The 16,671-nt window shown below is 69.7% G+C and carries 14 protein-coding genes; 7 read left to right on the forward strand and 7 right to left on the reverse strand.

Features of this window, described 5'->3' with window-relative positions; all coding sequences use genetic code 11:
- Positions 1–45 precede the first annotated feature (45 nt).
- The gene (locus AWB94_RS09120; protein ID WP_062658024.1) at positions 46–642 is read left to right on the forward strand and encodes a TetR/AcrR family transcriptional regulator; all 597 of its coding nucleotides are present in this window, start codon (positions 46–48) and stop codon (positions 640–642) included.
- Here AWB94_RS09120 and AWB94_RS09125 read toward each other — a convergent pair.
- Positions 615–3,755: a bifunctional cytochrome P450/NADPH--P450 reductase gene (locus AWB94_RS09125; RefSeq protein ID WP_062658045.1), complete on the reverse strand. Its 3,141-nt coding sequence runs from the start codon at positions 3,753–3,755 to the stop codon at positions 615–617. The genes AWB94_RS09120 and AWB94_RS09125 overlap by 28 nt on opposite strands.
- A 255-nt stretch (positions 3,756–4,010) precedes the next feature.
- Complete coding sequence (locus AWB94_RS09130; protein WP_062658023.1) at positions 4,011–5,423, reverse strand: NCS2 family permease; 1,413 nt, start codon at positions 5,421–5,423, stop codon at positions 4,011–4,013.
- Between the two features lie 186 nt (positions 5,424–5,609).
- Here AWB94_RS09130 and AWB94_RS09135 point away from each other — a divergent pair, with 186 nt between their 5' ends.
- A complete protein-coding gene (locus AWB94_RS09135; protein WP_064961336.1) occupies positions 5,610–7,307 on the forward strand; it encodes a hypothetical protein in 1,698 nt (565 codons plus the stop codon).
- 3 nt (positions 7,308–7,310) lie between these two features.
- Here AWB94_RS09135 and AWB94_RS09140 read toward each other — a convergent pair whose 3' ends face one another.
- Positions 7,311–7,739 (reverse strand): hypothetical protein, encoded by a 429-nt coding sequence (locus AWB94_RS09140; RefSeq protein ID WP_062658021.1) that lies wholly within the window; start codon positions 7,737–7,739, stop codon positions 7,311–7,313.
- Complete coding sequence (locus AWB94_RS09145; RefSeq protein WP_062658020.1) at positions 7,739–8,479, reverse strand: SDR family NAD(P)-dependent oxidoreductase; 741 nt, start codon at positions 8,477–8,479, stop codon at positions 7,739–7,741. Before AWB94_RS09145 ends, AWB94_RS09140 begins: the two co-directional genes overlap by 1 nt.
- A gap of 63 nt (positions 8,480–8,542) precedes the next feature.
- On the opposite strand from AWB94_RS09145, the gene AWB94_RS09150 reads away from it, so the two are divergent.
- From AWB94_RS09150 to AWB94_RS09170, 5 genes are read left to right on the forward strand one after another with little or no spacing between them, the layout of a single operon-like run.
- Positions 8,543–9,076 carry a hypothetical protein gene (locus AWB94_RS09150; RefSeq protein ID WP_062658019.1) on the forward strand — a complete coding sequence of 178 codons (534 nt, stop codon included), beginning with the start codon at positions 8,543–8,545 and terminating at the stop codon, positions 9,074–9,076.
- Positions 9,077–9,104: 28 nt separating this feature from the next.
- Positions 9,105–9,830: a potassium channel family protein gene (locus tag AWB94_RS09155; protein ID WP_062658018.1), complete on the forward strand. Its 726-nt coding sequence runs from the start codon at positions 9,105–9,107 to the stop codon at positions 9,828–9,830.
- Positions 9,827–10,897, forward strand: coding sequence for an NAD(P)H-dependent amine dehydrogenase family protein (locus AWB94_RS09160; protein WP_062658017.1), 1,071 nt, complete (start codon positions 9,827–9,829; stop codon positions 10,895–10,897). Before AWB94_RS09155 ends, AWB94_RS09160 begins: the two co-directional genes overlap by 4 nt.
- A 59-nt stretch (positions 10,898–10,956) precedes the next feature.
- Positions 10,957–12,582: an Hsp70 family protein gene (locus AWB94_RS09165; RefSeq protein WP_085122416.1), complete on the forward strand. Its 1,626-nt coding sequence runs from the start codon at positions 10,957–10,959 to the stop codon at positions 12,580–12,582.
- Between the two features lie 10 nt (positions 12,583–12,592).
- Entirely contained in the window at positions 12,593–14,134 is a 1,542-nt protein-coding gene (locus tag AWB94_RS09170; RefSeq protein ID WP_085122413.1) for an acetolactate synthase large subunit, read from the forward strand.
- Here the strand turns inward: AWB94_RS09170 and AWB94_RS09175 are convergent.
- The 3 genes from AWB94_RS09175 to AWB94_RS09185 form a co-directional block, all read right to left on the reverse strand.
- Positions 14,131–15,231: a class I SAM-dependent methyltransferase gene (locus AWB94_RS09175; protein ID WP_062658016.1), complete on the reverse strand. Its 1,101-nt coding sequence runs from the start codon at positions 15,229–15,231 to the stop codon at positions 14,131–14,133. The two genes, AWB94_RS09170 and AWB94_RS09175, sit on opposite strands and share 4 nt — an antisense overlap.
- Before the next feature lie 70 nt (positions 15,232–15,301).
- Positions 15,302–15,982, reverse strand: a complete 681-nt coding sequence (locus tag AWB94_RS09180; RefSeq protein WP_062658015.1) for an anti-sigma factor — start codon at positions 15,980–15,982, stop codon at positions 15,302–15,304.
- Entirely contained in the window at positions 15,979–16,515 is a 537-nt protein-coding gene (locus tag AWB94_RS09185) for a sigma-70 family RNA polymerase sigma factor (RefSeq protein WP_062658014.1), read from the reverse strand. Before AWB94_RS09185 ends, AWB94_RS09180 begins: the two co-directional genes overlap by 4 nt.
- Between the last annotated feature and the right edge of the window lie 156 nt (positions 16,516–16,671).

Below are 16,671 nucleotides of genomic sequence, written 5' to 3' on the forward strand. Positions count from 1 at the left end.
CCCACCTATTGCCCATGTCAACACTTGTTGAATACGCTGTCCGGCATGGCGACGAAACCCCGCGACGGTGCAGCCACTCGGGCCGCGATCCTGGCAACCGCACAGACGCAATTCGGTGAGCAGGGGTTCGAGCGCACCACCATCCGCTCGGTCGCCACCGCGGCCGGCGTCGACCCGGCCCTGGTCATGCACTACTTCGGTAGCAAGGCCGGCCTGTTCGCCGCGGCGTCCCAGTTGGAGATCGCCTTCCCCGACCTATCCGGGGTTGCCCCGGGGCAGATCGCGAGTCTGCTCATCCCCCTGTTCGTCGACGTCTGGGGGCCGGAAGGGACTTTCTTGCCGCTGCTGCGTGCCGCTGCCACCAACCGAGAGGCCGCCGACACCTTGCTCGGCGTGTTCGCGGCGCAGGTCGCACCCGCGCTGGCCGCCGTGGTGCCCGACCGGCCGGCCGAACGCGCCGCGCTCGTCGGCGCGCAGTTACTCGGTGTCGCGGTGTCGCGCTACATTCTCGGCACGCCGCCGCTGGTGGACATGGCCGACGCCGAGCTGATCGACTGGCTGACCCCGGTGCTGGCACACCTTCTCACCGGTCCTGCTGCCGCCCCCCGCCCGCGTCAGCCCGCCCAGACGTCCTCGACGTAGCGGTCCGACTCGACCAGGCCGATGAGCCAGTCGCGGGCCTGATTCTCGTCGGCGCCGGTCCGGGTCCGGTAGATGTCGAGGAATGCCTGCCGCACCGACGGCGCCATCCGGGCTCCGTCACCGCAGACGTACACGTGCGTGTCCTTGGCCGGGTCACCCAGCAGCGCCCACACGTCATCGGCGTCCGCGGTGATCCGGTCCTGGACGTAGCGGACGCCGTTCTGCGGTGCCCTGGAGAAGGCCGGCCGCATCCGGACGATCCCGAGATCTTCGGCGAGGTCGAACTGGTCGCGGAAGATGTAGTCGACATCGGGGTCGCGGACACCGAAGAAGCACAGCGCCGGCGCGTACGGGGCGCCGTTCTGACGAGCCGCGAGCCGGTCACCGAGAAAGCCGCGGAACGGCGCGACACCGGTCCCGGCGCTCACCAGGATGACGTTCTTCGCCGGATCGGCACCGGCCCGGAACGCTTGTCGGGCCTGGTCGACCCTGGCGCGGATGTGCGCTCCTGGGCCCAGTGCGGCCAGATGGTTCGACGCCACGCCCTTGAACAGTCCCCGCCCGGATCGGGCCGGCGCATCGAGCACGCTGACCACCAGGGCGACGACCTTCGGGGACAGCAGCGAGGACGAGGCGATGGAATAGTGCCGCGGCGTCATCGGCTCCAGCAGCTCGAGCAGGTCCGCTCCGGTGACCGCGCACGCGGGGAATTCGAGCAGGCATTCGATGGGGCTGAGCGCACACGGTTCGGCCGACTCGGCCAGCGTTTCGAGCCGCTGCCGCTCGGGGGCGCACGGGTTCACTGCCGCAAGCCGGCGCAGCTGACTGCGGGTCGCGGGTTTGCGCAATTCGACGAAATGGGTCAGCAGCTCCCGCACGCTGACCTCGCGGTCGAGCGCGATGAGCCGCCGCGACGTGCGCCGTGGGTTGATCGACAACCGCAGCGCGGGATCGATCCCGAGTTGTTCGAGCACCATGTCGACCAACTCGGGCGGATTGTCCGCCAGGACGGTCAGATGGTCCCCGGTGTGATATTCGACGCCGTCGGGCAGGGCGATGCGGACGAAGTGTTTTGCCTGCCCCAGCGCGTTCTGATCGCTGACCAGTTCGGTGTTCTCCAGCACCGTCATCGGTGCCACAGCGAACCGGCCGTCGATGGCGGCGGTGAGCGGGCCGACGATGAGCCGCAGATCGTAGAGCGGCTCCTCGGCATCGGTCACCGCGACCGCGTCGGGATCACCGAACCGCTGCGACAACGCCGACCACAGTGCCGTGGAGAACTCTTCCAGCGTTCCGGTCAGGTCGCCGGAGGTGTCGGCCGCCGCGAGCGGAACCAGACGGGTACCGCCCAATGCGGTGAGCCGTTCGTCGATCCGCTTCGGCACCGCTTGATAGGTGTCCGCCCAGTTGTGGTCGCCGACGCCGAGCACCGCGAACAACGGGTTCCCGCCCAGGGTTGCATCCGGACCGGTGAGCCAGGACAGGAATTCGCGCGCGTCATCGGTCGGCTGCCCGTTGTAGGACGACGCCACGATCAGCAGCGCGTCGACCTCCGGGAGGCCGCCTGCGGCGTCGTCGAGCGGGCTTACCGTTGCGGCACAGCCGATATCGCCGGCCTCCTCGGCCAGTTGCTTGGCCAGCGCCCGGCAGGTGCCCAGATTCGACCCGTGCAGGACGGCCAAGGTGGTGCCGGGCTTCAGGGCGCGCACCGGCGCGGCCGGTGTCTGGTCGGCGATGACCGCGGTTGGGGTGGCGCTCACCCGATCGGCGGGGGTGCGCCGTTGCAGGCCCAGGCGGAAGCCGGCCGGGCGGCGGCTCAGCGGCCCATCCCAGCGCAATACGTAATGCTCGGTGTCGAGAAGCCGGTAGCGGTGCACGATCCGGGCGATCGCCATCGTCGCCTCGTGCAGCGCGAACTGCCGGCCGATACACGACCGCGCACCGGTGCCGAAGGGCTTGAACAACGCCGTCGAGCGTGCGGCCGCACTTTCCGGCTCGAACCGGTCCGGATCGAACAATTCGACGTTGTCGCCCCACGCCGGATCCCGGTGCAGGGCCCCGGTCAGCACCGTGACCGCCTCGCCCCGCTTGATGGGGTAGGCGCCACCGAACACCGTGTCCGCCAACGCCATCCGGTCGAAGCTGAGTACCGGCGGGGACAGTCGCAACGTTTCGTTGATGACCTGCCGCAGGAAGGTGAACTTGCCGATGTCGTCATAGCCGGGCAGCCGGTCGTCATCGGTGCCGAAGACGCCGTCGGCCTCGGCCCGTACCCGGGCCAGCACCGCGGGATGATGCACCAAGTTGTAGAGGGTGTTGGGCATCAACTCCGATGTGGTCAGCTGACCGGCGATCAGGAACGTCATGATCTGGTTGCGGATGTTCGGCTCGTCCAGCCCCGGATCGCCGAGCATCAGATACAGCAGATCGTCGGCACCCTCGTCGCGGCCCGCGCGATGCCCGGCGATGAGTTCGTCGAAGTACGCCGTCAGTGTCGCCCGTTCAGCCTCGAATCGCGCTGTCGTCTCGCCCTTTCCGAGTTCGCCGAGGGCGTCGGTGAAGCTCTGCGGGATGGGTGCCAGACCGTCGTAATCATAGGACTCGAACCGGGCGCCGAAGCCGGCCAGCGCGACGGTGTCCATGGCCAGCTTCTGCAGATCACCCGAGACGTCCACGGGTTGTCGGCCGGCCTGGGCATCCCAGCGCTCGATCATCCGGCAGTTGATATCGAGCATCGCGCCGTGATAGTTGCGCAGCCCGGCATAGCTGAAGCCCGGCAGCAGAACATCGTGTGCCTTCTGCCAATTCGGCTCGCCGTAGAACGCGGTGAACAATCCGTCACCGGCCAGCGGGCGCACCCTGGCCAGCGAAGGCGTCAGATTCTTGGCGAACCGCGCCTCGTCGCAAAGTTCCTCGACCAACTCCGGCGAGCACACGTAGAGCTTGCGGAAACCGCTGTAGTCGGCATAGAAGATCGGCCCGTGCAGTTCGCCGAGGATGTCCACCGGCAGCGCGTACGGCCGTCCGGCAAGGTCGGCCGGGCCGGGTAGTGCACCTTGGGCGGAGGGGACGTCCGCCAGCTCGGGGGCGAGGGACGGTGCGAAGTCGGACATGCCGGGCAGCATAGGTGCGAAAAGCCGTCGGCGGACCGGATCTTGGGCGGCCGGCAGATCTTTTCTGCCGCTACGATCGTCGGCACGACGGCGTCGGCGGGTGCGCAGAGAATTGCCGGCAAAGCATGAGCGTCCACGCGCCCGCGGTTGTCCAGCTCTTCACGCACTCGTGGGCGCAATTGCGTGCTGCGGCCAGCGAACTCGGTCTCGATCGACAAGCCACCGGCACCGGGCCCGTACCTCAAGGCCCGGGAGTCAGACCCCGATCAGCGTGTCGATCCAGCCGCGGGCGAAGTACAGCAGGAAGCCGGCCGCGACGATCCACAACAACGGGCTGATCTCGCGGCCCTTGCCCGCCGCGGTGCGCACCACCGCCCACGAGATGAATCCGACGCCGATGCCGTTGGCGATCGAATAGCTCAGCGGCATGACCGCGACGGTGAGCACCACCGGCAGCGCGATCGAGAAGTCGGCCAGGTCGATCTCGCGCAGATGCGAGGCCATCATGGCGCCGACGATCACCAGCGCCGCGGCCGCGACCTCCGATGGCACGATGGCCGCCAGCGGTGTGAGAAACATTGCGGCGAGGAACAATCCGCCGGTAACCAGGCTGGCCAGCCCGGTACGGGCGCCTTCCCCGATGCCGGTGCCGGACTCGATGAAGACCGTGTTGGACGAGGCCGACACCGCGCCGCCGACCACCGCACCGGCGCCCTCGACGACCAACGCGGACTGCAGCCGCGGGAAGTTGCCCTGCGCGTCGGCGACCCCGGCCTGCCGGGACAATCCGGTGAAGGTGCCCATCGCGTCGAAGAAGTTGGTGAACACCAGGGTGAACACCAGCATGACGGCGGCCAGGATGCCGATCCGGCCGAAACTGTCCAGGCTGAACGCGCCGACCAGGGACAGATCGGGAATCGAGAACGGCGCCCCCTGCAGGGTTGGCACCGACAGACCCCAGCCGCCGGGCTTCTCCTGGGCCGACCCGAGGTGCCAGATGGCCTCGATGACGACGGCCACCAGGGTGCCGATGATGAGCCCGACGAGGATGCCGCCGCGCACCTTGCGGGCCACCAGGACGCCGGTGAGCAGCAGCGTGAAGGCGAACACCACGGTCGGGATGCTGGTGATGGAGCCGGCGCCGTGCCCGCCCAGGCCGACCGGCGGCGACGGCCCGCCGGTGGACGCCACGAACCCGGCGTCCACCAGGCCGATGAACAGGATGAACAAGCCGATCCCGGCGGTGATCGCCAGTTTCAACGGCATCGGCACGGCGTCGAAGATCAGCCTGCGCAGCCCGGTGACCGCGAACAGCACGATGATCAGGCCGTTGATCACCACCAGGCCCATCGCCTCGGGCCAGGTGAGCGAACCCACCACCGAGGACGCCAGGAACGAGTTGATGCCCAGGCCAGCCGCGAACGCGAACGGCAACCGGGCGATCACCCCGAACAGGATGGTCATCACCCCGGCGGCCAGCGAGGTCACCGCCGACACCTGGGTGAAGCCCAGTTTGGCGCCGGTGACGTCGGTGCCGCCGGACAGGATGATCGGGTTCAGCACGATGATGTACGCCATCGCGATGAAGGTGACGACGCCACCACGCAGTTCGGCGGCGACGCTCGAGCCACGGGCACTGATATCGAAGAAGCGGTCCAGCCGGTTCACGGTTCGACCTTAGAGGCACCGGGACCGCGACGCGGGTAGGCGGGCTCCTGTAACGCCTCCGGCGTTGTGGCGATGAACCATGCGAGACAGCTGCTGGCCCGGGGCCAGTGTCGGGGGAGATGGCTGCAACTTGGCAGCAGTGGCTGGATGCCACGCTCCTTGGACTTTTTAAGGAGTGGATGCACGGTGCGTGCAACGCGTGAACTGTTCCCCCGCCGACACGTCGTCGCCGGTGTGGCGTCGAGCCTGATCATCTCGATGACTGCGCTGATCTCGGGACTGGCGCCCGCGGCGGCGTCGCCCGACACCAAAGCCGATCCCTCGGCGCCGACGACGACCCTCGTCGAGGCGCCGGAACCGGCGGCCCCGCAGTCGCAGGCCCCGAAATCCGAGCAGGGCGGCCGCGAGCCGCAATTGCCCACGGCCGCACCGCAACCGGAGCCTTTGCCCGAGGTGGTGGTGCCCACCCAGGCCCCGCCCACGCAGCCCAAGCCTGCCCGGACACCGACGGCCACGCCGACGGTCGAGGTGCCCGCTGAGCCGGCGCCGCCGACCACCCACGCCACGACCACCGCGGCGCCGCTGCCTGCGACCACCGAGGCACCGCAGCCCGCGACCACCACCCCGGTGCCGACCACCCACACCTCGACCACCAAGGTCGCCGAACCGACGACCGCCGCCCCCACGTCGACGCCGAAGGCCACCCCGACCGCAACGCCGGCCGAGCCCAGCCCACCGCCCCGGGTGGCCCGCACCGAGGATCGGCCGGCTGCCGCGGAGCCGTCCCCGGCACCGCCGGTGGACCCGACCGCTCCCGCCGCGCCGACGCCGACCACTCCCATGGCGCCCACCACGCCGCCGACCCCGGCCGACCCGGCCGCCGAGGTGGCCGCCACCCCCACCGTCACCGGTGTGCCGTCGAGCACCGAGACGTCGTCGACCGCCACCAAGGCCGCCCGACCCATCGAGACGGTGCGGCCGCAGACACTCGACGCGCCCGAGGCGGATGTCGAATTGGCCCGCAACGCCAAGCCGATCGAGCAGCAGCCCGAGCCGGCGCCGCAGCAGGACATCGCCGCACTCGCGGTGTCGCTCAACGTGACCCATCGCGACGACGACCGGGACTGGAACCGGCCCGATTTCGTAACCAGCCACCGCGATGGCCGGGACTGGGACCGCAAGGTGCGGCAGTGGCGGCCGGAGTGGGTCCAATACGACGAGCACTACCGCCCGATCATCTTCAACCCGTACCGGGATCCGGTGCGTGTCGTGTACGTGTACCAGAATTCACCGCGGATCGTGACGATCAACCCGCTGCAACGGGTGGTGCTCTACGCCGCCGAGTTGGCCGCCTACAGCTTCACCGCCGTGGTGGTCAACGCACTCAACACGGCCGTCAACGTCGCCGTCGGTAGCTTCTTCGGCGGTGGTTTCATCCCCGCCGTCGGGGTGGCGCTCCCGCCGCCCCCGCCCCCGGTGTGGCGCTACGACAACGTGCCCGTCCAGGTGCGGTACTCGCGCGCCGTCTACGAACCGTTCCGGGTGCAGCGCATCGTCGACGTCGGCGACGACACCCGCTACGGCGAGCGTAAGGTCCTGCTCGACGGCGTCACCCCGGCCTGGGGTGTCTGGACGCAAACCGCCACGGGTGAACGGCAATTCGAGGTGCACCGCACCCAGCAGTTCCCGGGTCTCGACGAACCGCGCGAAGCGCCGTTGCCGGGCGACTACCGGATGCAGCTCGTCGCAGACAACACCACCGAGGCGTCGAATGGGTTGGACCGCAACCAGATCTATCTGATGGCGGCGGCGGTGGCCTGCTCGGTGCTCAGCCTCGGCGCGGTGGGCCTGGTGGTGCTGATGGGCCGCCGGCGCGGACTGTAGGAATCAGGCGTGCACGTTGCGCAAGCCGACGGCACCGCGCAGACCCGAGCAGTTGACGCAGCCGACGCAGCCCACACAGTCGGTGCACGCGACGCAGGCCACGCAGGCTCGGCATTTCCGGCAGGCCACACACGCCAGGCAGCACGCGCAGCCGACGAGGGCCGCACACAGGATGGTGAAGGCGCTGGCGAACACGGCGAAACTGCCTGCCACGCCGGCACTTGCGCCGGTGGCGATGGAGCCGGCCACACCCGCGCTGTTCGCCGTGGCGATCGAACCGGCCACCGCGGCGCTGCCGACGGTGGCGATCGAACCCGCGACCGCCGCACTGCCCACCGTGGCGATCGAACCGCCCACCCCGGCGCTGCCGACGGTGCCGACGGAATCCGTGACGGCGGAGTTACCTCCCGGCCCAAGGTTCGTCGGTTCCACTAGTCCGCTCCCTTCCCGTTGTCTACGCGGTACACCGCACCGTGGATGGCCGCCGCGTCCGCGCTGGCCAGGAACGCGATGGTCGTGGCGACGTCGACAGGATCCATGAAACCGCGCGGGGCGGCGATCCGCATGATCAGCTCCCAATCCGCGTCGTCCGGGGCGGCGAAGTCGGTCACCTGCGGGGTGAGCATCCCGCCCGGGCACACCGCGTTGATCCGCACCTTCTCCTTGGTGAACTCCACGGCCAGCGCCCGAGTCAGCCCGACCAGCCCGTGTTTGGCGGCGCAGTAACCCGCCGAGTAGACCTCACCCTCGACACCGGCCACCGACGCGACGTTGACGATATTGCCGCCGGTTTCCAGCAGATGCGGCAGCGCGGCCCGGCACAGGTAGAACGGCCCGTTCAGGTTGACCGCCAGATCATGCTCCCATTCCGCGTCGGTCAGCGTGATGGTGCGGCGCATCTGGTGGAAGCCGGCCACATTGGCCAGCACGTCCAGACGCCCGAACGCGGCCACACAGTCGGCGACGGCCTGGCGGCAGGCCGCGGCGGAACCGATGTCCACCGAGGCGTACCGTCCGCCGGGCACGTCGGCGAACACCTCGGCCAGCCGGCCGGTATCGCGCGCGATGCCGAACACCGTCGCGCCCCGTTCGGCGAAAACCTTCACCGTCGCCGCTCCCAATCCAGACGACGCTCCGGTCACCAACGCCACTTTGCCGTCGAGTGCAGTCATGCGGCTGACTCTCTCACGGTACAAAGCCGGGACGTGTCCGAAGCGCCCTGTAATACTGCGACGGTGAGGAAGTACTTTTCCGCATTGGTCGGTGCGCTGCTGACGGGCGCGGCGCTGGTGGCATTTGCCGGCCCGGCGCGCGCGGACCAGCAGGTGATGGAGGGCGTCTACACCTTCCACCAAGAGGGACTACCGGATGCGACATGGTCCATCTGGCCGTCCTGTGTGCCGGTGGTGGGGGATCTGCGCGCCGAGATCCACGACCCGGTGGCGTGCCGCCTGCACGTCAGCTCGACCCCGAACGCGGTTGCCAAGGGCGGTGACGCGGTGCTGACCGACGGCCTGTGGGCGTACAACATCAGCTCGGTGGACGGTCTGACCTGCCCGGACGGCAGCACCGAGGCGCTGATGGAAACCTTCCGCTTCGACAGCAACACGTTGAGCGGCACCCGCATCATCTCGCACAACCAGGTGTGCGGGCTGCCCGCGACCCTGGACAAGAGGCCGTTCACGCTGTCCTATCAGGGGCCGCTGCCGATACCGGTGGAGCAGTACCCGTTGATCTGTGAGCCGGGCGGACTGCGCCGCTGCTTCTGATCCGCACCGGAGTTATCCTCACCGCTTGATGAGCGATCAAACCCGGCTGCAGCGGTTCGAACACCGGACCGAGTGGCTGCTCGCGGCCGTCGCGTTGCTGTTCCTGGCCTGCTACTCGATCCGGGTGCTGGCCCAGCCGCGCGGATTCGGCGGCGCCGTCCTGCACGTCCTCATGGTGACGCTGTACCTGTTGTTCGTCGCGGACTATCTGGTGCGCTTCTATCTCGCCGAACCGCGGGGCCGGTGGTTCGTGCGCAACCTGCTCGACCTGGCCATCGTCGCTCTGCCGATGCTGCGCCCGCTGCGCCTGCTCAGCTTGGCGGTGGTGCTGGAGGTGTTGCAACGCGTCATCGGGCACAGCATCCGCGGCCGCGTCGCCACCTACACCGCGGGCGGCGTGGTGACCATCGTCTACACCGCCTCGCTGGCGGTGCTCGACGTCGAACGCGACGCACCCCACGCCCAGATCACGTCATTCGGCGACGCGCTGTGGTGGGCCATCAGTACCGTGACCACCGTCGGCTACGGCGACCTCGCCCCGGTGACGTTCAGCGGCCGGCTGATCGCGGTGGCGCTGATGATCGCCGGGATCAGTCTGCTGGGCATCGTCACCGCCACGCTTGCCTCGTGGATCGTCGAACGTGTTGCCGAGGAGGACGACGCCAACCGGGCCGCCACGGCCCGGCAGATCGAGGAACTGCGCGAAGAGATCCGCGGGCTGCACCGCAGCCGAGAAAGGGACAGCACGACATGAAACGAATAGTGGTGTGGGGTACCGGATTCGTCGGAACCATGGTGATCGCCGAGATCGTCAAACACCCACTGTTCGAACTCGTCGGCGTCGGCGTCAGCAACCCCGACAAGGTGGACCGCGATGTCGGCGAGATCTGCGGCCTGGATGCTCCCCTCGGACTGACCGCCACCGATGACGTCGACGCGCTGATCGCACTGAAACCCGACGCCCTGGTGCACTACGGGCCCACCGCCGCGCAGGCCGACGCCAACATCGACCTCATCACCCGCTTCCTGCGGGCCGGGATCGATGTCTGCTCGACGGCGATGACGCCATGGGTGTGGCCGCACATGTCGCTCAACCCGCCATCGTGGATCAGCCCGATCGACGAGGCCTGTGCCGCCGGGGGAGCGTCGTGCTTCACCACCGGGATCGACCCCGGATTCGCCAACGACCTGTTCCCGATGACCCTGATGGGTCTGTGCTCGGAGGTGCGCCGGGTGCGCGCCTCGGAGCTGCTCGACTACACCAACTACACCGGTGACTACGAGTTCGAGATGGGAATCGGCAAGCCGCCGGAGTACCGGCCGCTGCTGGAGCACCGCGACATCCTGGTGATGTCCTGGGGTGCCACCGTGCCGATGATCGCGCACGCGGCCGGCATCACCCTCGACGAGATCACCACCACCTGGGAGAAGTGGGTGACACCGGAAGACCGCAAGTCCGCCAAGGGGATCATCCCGGCCGGCCATGTGGCAGCGGTCCGGTTCACCATCAACGGCCGCTACCGCGACGAGACCCGCATCCAGCTCGAACACGTCAACCGGATCGGGCTGGACGCGGCGCCGGACTGGCCGACGGGCAACGACAACGACGTGTACCGGGTCGACATCGAAGGCACCCCGAGCATCTCCCAGGAGACCGCCTTCCGGTTCACCGACGGCTCGGGCCGCGACGCGGCGGCCGCGGGTTGCCTGGCAACGGGTCTGCGCGCCCTCAACGCCGTACCCGCGGTCAACGATCTGCCACCGGGTTGGGTCACCGCGCTGGACCTTCCGCTGATCCCGGGCGCCGGCACCATCCGCTAGTAACGTCTGCCCGGCAAATTCAGATGGACAACCCGATAGGGTTGCTGAAGGCGGGTGTGATGACTGAGTCGGTAGGGCTGTCGATTGGTGCCACCAATCTGGCGGCCGTGACGGTGGGCCGGGCCGCGGTGACGCGGCCGGCGGTGCTGACGCGTGAAACGGGTCTGGTGTTCACCGACTTCGTGGACCGCGTCGGCGATCCGGTCGGCGTCGTCGCTGCCGACGGCACCACCCACCGGCCCGAGGCGCTGCTCACCGAAGCGCTGCGGGCACTGCACCGCACCGTTCCGCCCGGCCCACGCACCGGCATCAGTCACCCCGCGCACTGGCACCCCCGCCACGTGGCGGCGCTGCGCACGGCGCTGGCCGCCGACCAGGAACTGCGCAGTGCGCCATTGTTTTCCGACGCGGTCACCGCGCTGGCGGCGCTGAGCGACAACCCCGGGCTGCCGGCCCGCGGCATCGTCGTGCTGTGCGACTTCGGCGGCACCGGTACCAGCATCACGGTCGCCGACGCGGCCAACGGCCATCAGCCGATCGCCCCCACGGTGCGCTACCCCGAACTGTCCGGCGCGCTCATCGACCAGGCGCTGCTGACCCATGTGCTCGCCGGTGTTCCCGGTGCGGCCGACGCCGCCGGCACCTCCGCGATCGGATCGCTGACCAGGTTGCGGGCCGAGTGCCGGATCGCCAAGGAGCGGCTCTCCGGTGCCGCCGCCGCGGCGGTGCCGGTGGACCTGCCCGGCCATCGCACCGAGGTGCGGGTCACCCGCGACGAACTCGACGGTATGCTGCGCACCTCGCTCGGCGAGTTTCTCGCCGTGCTGCGCGACACGTTGCAGCGCAGCGGAATTCGGGCCGCGGACCTGGCGGCGGTGGCCTCGGTGGGCGGTGGTGCCCGCGTCCCCGCGGTGACGGCGGCACTGTCCGACCAGTTCCGGGTGCCGGTCGTGACGTTGCCGCAGCCGGAACTCGCCGCGGCGATCGGCGCCGGCATCAGGGCCGCGCGCCCTGCCGCAGACGAGGGAGTCACCACGGTCGCGCCGGTCCCGCCCGTCGTGCCCGCGCCGGACCCGGCGGTCGTGCCCGCGCCGGACCCGGCGATGTCGAGCACCTTCCGCGCCCTGGCCTGGTCACAGGACACCGACGAGGTGCCCGGCGCCCAACCGTTCGTGGTGGACCACCCGATCGACGGTGATCCCTCCCATAGCTTCGCCGGCCTCGATGCCCGGCCGCAGGTGCAATTCGCCGAACACGAAGAACCCGAGCCCGAACCGACTCCCTGGTACCGGCGGCCCGCCCTGCTGATCGGGGCGGGTGCCGCCGTCGTGCTGGTGGTATGTGTGGCCGCGGCCGTCTTCGTGATGCGCACCGACCAATCCCAGACGCCCACCTCGCAGACCACCACGGCAACGGCGACGGCCAACCCGGCCACCCCGTCCGCCGTCCCGCAACAGCCCTCACCGGCGGAGGCGCCCGCGCCGGCGACGGAGGCGCCACCCCAGACCAGGACCGTCACCCGGCAGGCACCCGTCACGCAAGCCCCGCCGGCACCGGCCACCGAAGCCCCCGCGCCGACGACACCGCCGCCGTTGATCCCGACGATCCCGACCATCCCGCCGATCCCCACCATTCCCGGCTTGCCGCCGTTCATCCCGCAACCGGGGCAACAGCTTCCGCACTAGGGTGGGACCGATGAGCACCGGTGCCGATGTGGTGATCGGCCGATTACTGGCCGGCGGAGTCGACGTCTGTTTCGCCAATCCGGGTACGTCCGAGATGCACTTCGTGGCCGCCCTGGACCACACTCCGGCGCTGCGCGCGGTGTTGTGCTTGTTCGAGGGGGTGGCCACCGGCGCCGCCGACGGCTACGCCCGAATCGCGGGGACACCCGCGGCCACGCTGCTGCACCTGGGTCCGGGGCTGGCCAACGGCCTGGCCAACCTGCACAACGCGCGACGCGCCCACAGCCCGGTCGTCAACATCGTCGGCGACCACGCCACCTACCACGCGGAGTTCGACGCGCCGCTGCAATCCGATATCGACGCCCTCGCCGGCTGGCCCGACGGAGTGGTCGTGCGGCCCGCGACCGCGTCGGCACTGGCCGTCTCGGTGGACGAGGCGATCACCGCCGCGGTCGGTCCGCCCGGCCGGGTCGCCACCGTGATCCTGCCTGCCGACTACTCCTGGAGCACCGCGGAGGACGTTGCCGTTGTGCCACCCGCCGCACCGGTAACCGACGGGCCGGCCCCCGCCGACCTCGAGCCCATCGCCGAGCTGCTGCGCTCGCACGGCGCGAGCAGCGTCCTGTTGCTCGGGGGAGCGGCCACCGATGCGGCGGGACTCACTGCGGCCGCGCGGATTTCGTCGGCGGTCGGCGCCAGGGCGCTGGTGGAGACGTTCCCTGCCCGGCTGTCCCGCGGAGCCGGTGTCCCGCCCGTCGAACGACTGGCCTACCTTGCCGAACAAGCCGAGCAGCAGCTGGCGGGCATCTCGCATCTGGTTCTGGTCGGCGCGCGTTCACCGGTTGCTTTCTTCGCCTATCCGGGAAAACCGAGCGGGTTGGTGCCGCGGGGCACGCACATCCACACCGTGGAGCCTGCCGACCTGGACCGGCTTGTCGACGCGCTCGCCGCCCCCGGGTTGCCGCCCGCCCCCGTGGTGCCGCCGACGCTGCCCGCGGGGCCGCTGACCGTCGCCAACTGGGTCGAGGTGATCGGGGCGCTGTTGCCCGAGCGCGCCGTGATCGTGGACGAGGCCAACACCAGCGGGCTGCTGTTGCCGGCCGCCACGGCGGCCTCGCCGCGGCACGAGGTGCTGACGCTGACCGGCGGCGCGATCGGCCAGGGGCTACCCGTCGCGGTGGGTGCCGCGGTCGCGGCCCCGGACCGGCCGATCATCGCACTGCAAGCCGATGGCAGTGCGCTGTACACCATTTCGGCGCTGTGGACGATGGCACGCGAACAACTCGACATCACCGTGGTGATCCTGAACAACCACGCCTACGCCATTCTGCAGCTGGAGCTGGCGCGGGTGGGCTCGGCCGCGACCGGCCCGCAGTCCCGCTCGCTGTTGGATCTGGGCAATCCGGATATCGATTTCGTCGCCATCGCAACGGGTTTCGGCGTGCCCGCCAGTCGCGCGACGACGGCCGAGGACCTCGCCGAGCAGTTCCGGACCGCGGTGCGGCAGCCCGGCCCGCACCTCATCGACGCGGCGATTCCGGCCTGGGGCTAGAGCGTCCTGGGCCGCTTGTGCAGGACGACCAGCGCCATCGGAATCCGCATCTGCTCCGGTTCGGCGGCCAGCCGGGCCGCCACCCCGGCTTCGAGCACATCGCAGAAGGTGCTACGCCGCTCCTCCGGTAGCACCGCCGCGAGCGTCGGGAACACCGCCGCCCGCGCGAACGCCGCCCATTCGGCACCGAAATGCGCTGCATCCCTGTCTAATTGGTAGCGCTGCCAGAACCGATCCTCAGCGTCGAACACCTCGAGATGTTCGATGCTGAGCTGTTCCAGCCGACCGGACGGGGCGAACGGCGCCAGGAAGTCGCCCGTTCGCCGGCCGACGATCGGCAGGTTCATCCGGACCACGTCGGCTTCGGTGATCATGCCGCGGGCCACCAGTTCGGTGAGCTCGGCCATCACGGCCTGTAGCACCGGCCGGTAGCCGAACTCGCCGTCATCGGACACCGCCATGGTGATCACCACGGCGCGGCCGCCCGGGCACAGTTCGCGGCCACGGAACGCCACGAATTCGTGCCAATCGAACGCCGCCTGCTTGTCGTGGGCGGCCCGCACACCGGCGTCGGCGCTGAAGGTGGCGTGGATGTGATCGGGCACCGGGCAGGGCAACCGGCCCAGCCACAGCACCGCCCACGCCGACCAGCCCAGGTTCACGCTGTTGGACGGGATGATCTGGGTGTAGAAGGACCGCCCCACGGCCGAGGCGTAGGTGGCGTGATCCTTCTTCAGGTAGCTGTCCGGATCCTCGTCGAGCACGCGGAACAGCGCGCTGAAGTCGTTGTCCGGAACGTCGGTGTGGGTCACCAGGATCGAGTGCTCGGGGCGGGTCCGCTTCCGCAGCACCGTGATGGCCGCTGAGATCGGCAGCAGCGAGTTGTGCCCGTTGGCCGCGCCGTAGTCGGCGATCACGATCGGCCGGGGTGGGGACGGGATCGGGACGACCTGCGCGGTCTGCTCGAAGAGTTCGATGGCGCGTTTCAGGCCGGCCGCCTGCAGCCGGGAACCGGCGGTGTAGAACCCACTCCCCGGTGGGATCGGTCGCACCACCACACTGGATTCGCGGCTGGGTCCGGGCCTCGAACTGGACACGGTGAAAACGGTAGTCCACGCCGCCGTCCACCGAGATCTGAGTGAGCTGGGGACGGAGGCGGTTTGTCCGTCAGCCGAGCGTGGTCACCGCCAATGGCACCTTGGTGTCGGCGACCCGGATGTCGACCGTGCGGATGTTGGCGGCGGGAATGGCGGTGGCGGCGGCGAGGTTCGACGCCTCGTTGCCTGACGGGCTCCAGGACGCGATGGTCGATTCCCGGCCGTCCTTGGTGGTGACGACCAGGTCGTATCTGGCCACGGTGGTGGCCCAGTCCTTGGTGTACTGGCATTGCCAATCCAGCCGCGTCCCCCATGATTCGGCCGATACCGCCAGCGCCGCGGTCACCCCGGCGCGCTGCCCGGTGCCCATCGCCTGCAGCGCGGGTCCCGCCGGCTGCTGCGGGCCCAGGACCAGATGGCCGACGAAGCCGCCGATGATGAGACATGCAGCGGCAGAAGCAATGCCGGTGGCCACCCGCACCCGCTGGGCCCGGCGCTGCCGCTTCCGGGCGGCCGTGGCCAACGTCACCAGGTTGGGTGCCGATTCGGCATCCTCGTCGAGCAGCGCCAGTGCCTCCTCCCGGGGCAGGACATCCATGATGGCGGGCAGGCCCGCCAACGAGTCCAGACCGGCCTCCTGATCGGGGTGCTCGGCCAGGTAGCGCTCGTATTCGACGGTCTCTTCCGGGGTGAGAGCGCCCAAGAGATAGGCGGCGTCCCACTCGGACGGGTCGTGGTCGGCGGCGCTCATTGCACCACCCCCCTTTCTGCCAGGGCGACGCGCAGCGCACGGACCGCATAGTGCAGCCGGGATTTGACCGTCCCCGCTGGGATGTTCTCGTGGCGGCCGATTTCGGCCGCGGTCTCGCCGAGGTAATGCGCCCGTACCAGCACGGTGCGGTGCTCACGGCTCAGGGACCGCAAGGCGTCGGCGACGATCCACGAGTCGACGGCCGGTCCCAAGGTGTCGGGGGCGCGCTGCTCGGGGACGGTGTCCGTGCGCAGTTCACGTTTGAAGCGGTGGCTGCGGCGATCGTCGATGACGAGGTTGCGGGCCACGGTGTACAGCCAGGCCCGCACCGAGTCGACAGAACCCGTGGTCAGGATGTCGGGCTTCTGCCACAGCCGCAGCAGCGATTCCTGCACCACGTCCTCGGCGAACTCGTGGTCGCCGCGGGTGAGGCGCAGGACATAGCGCTGCAGCGCGGGGCCGTGCTCGTCGTGAATACCGCGCAGCAAGTCGGCGGCACCATCGTGCGGCCCGGAAGGACCGGAGTCTGTCATGACGAGTGGTTTCCTCGGTTGGTGTGCGTGCGACCGGCCCGGCGCGTCCTCGTCATGTCTCGATTCTCGCTTACCGGACCGGTCTGCGGTGTCACCCGCACCCCGGATCGTCCGGGTCGCGACGGCGGCAGGCACCGTTACCTCGGCGGACCGTTC

The organism is Mycolicibacterium canariasense (assembly GCF_002101555.1).
GTDB lineage: Bacteria > Actinomycetota > Actinomycetes > Mycobacteriales > Mycobacteriaceae > Mycobacterium > Mycobacterium canariasense.

Bases quoted from the DNA above. Each gene is read 5' to 3' on its own strand.
- AWB94_RS09145 (WP_062658020.1), bottom strand. From the start codon at position 8,479: ATGACTGCACTCGACGGCAAAGTGGCGTTGGTGACCGGAGCGTCGTCT.
- AWB94_RS09185 (WP_062658014.1), bottom strand. From the start codon at position 16,515: ATGACAGACTCCGGTCCTTCCGGGCCGCACGATGGTGCCGCCGACTTG.
- AWB94_RS09160 (WP_062658017.1), top strand. From the start codon at position 9,827: ATGAAACGAATAGTGGTGTGGGGTACCGGATTCGTCGGAACCATGGTG.
- AWB94_RS09155 (WP_062658018.1), top strand. From the start codon at position 9,105: ATGAGCGATCAAACCCGGCTGCAGCGGTTCGAACACCGGACCGAGTGG.
- AWB94_RS09125 (WP_062658045.1), bottom strand. From the start codon at position 3,755: ATGTCCGACTTCGCACCGTCCCTCGCCCCCGAGCTGGCGGACGTCCCC.
- AWB94_RS09180 (WP_062658015.1), bottom strand. From the start codon at position 15,982: ATGAGCGCCGCCGACCACGACCCGTCCGAGTGGGACGCCGCCTATCTC.
- AWB94_RS09170 (WP_085122413.1), top strand. From the start codon at position 12,593: ATGAGCACCGGTGCCGATGTGGTGATCGGCCGATTACTGGCCGGCGGA.
- AWB94_RS09165 (WP_085122416.1), top strand. From the start codon at position 10,957: ATGACTGAGTCGGTAGGGCTGTCGATTGGTGCCACCAATCTGGCGGCC.
- AWB94_RS09120 (WP_062658024.1), top strand. From the start codon at position 46: ATGGCGACGAAACCCCGCGACGGTGCAGCCACTCGGGCCGCGATCCTG.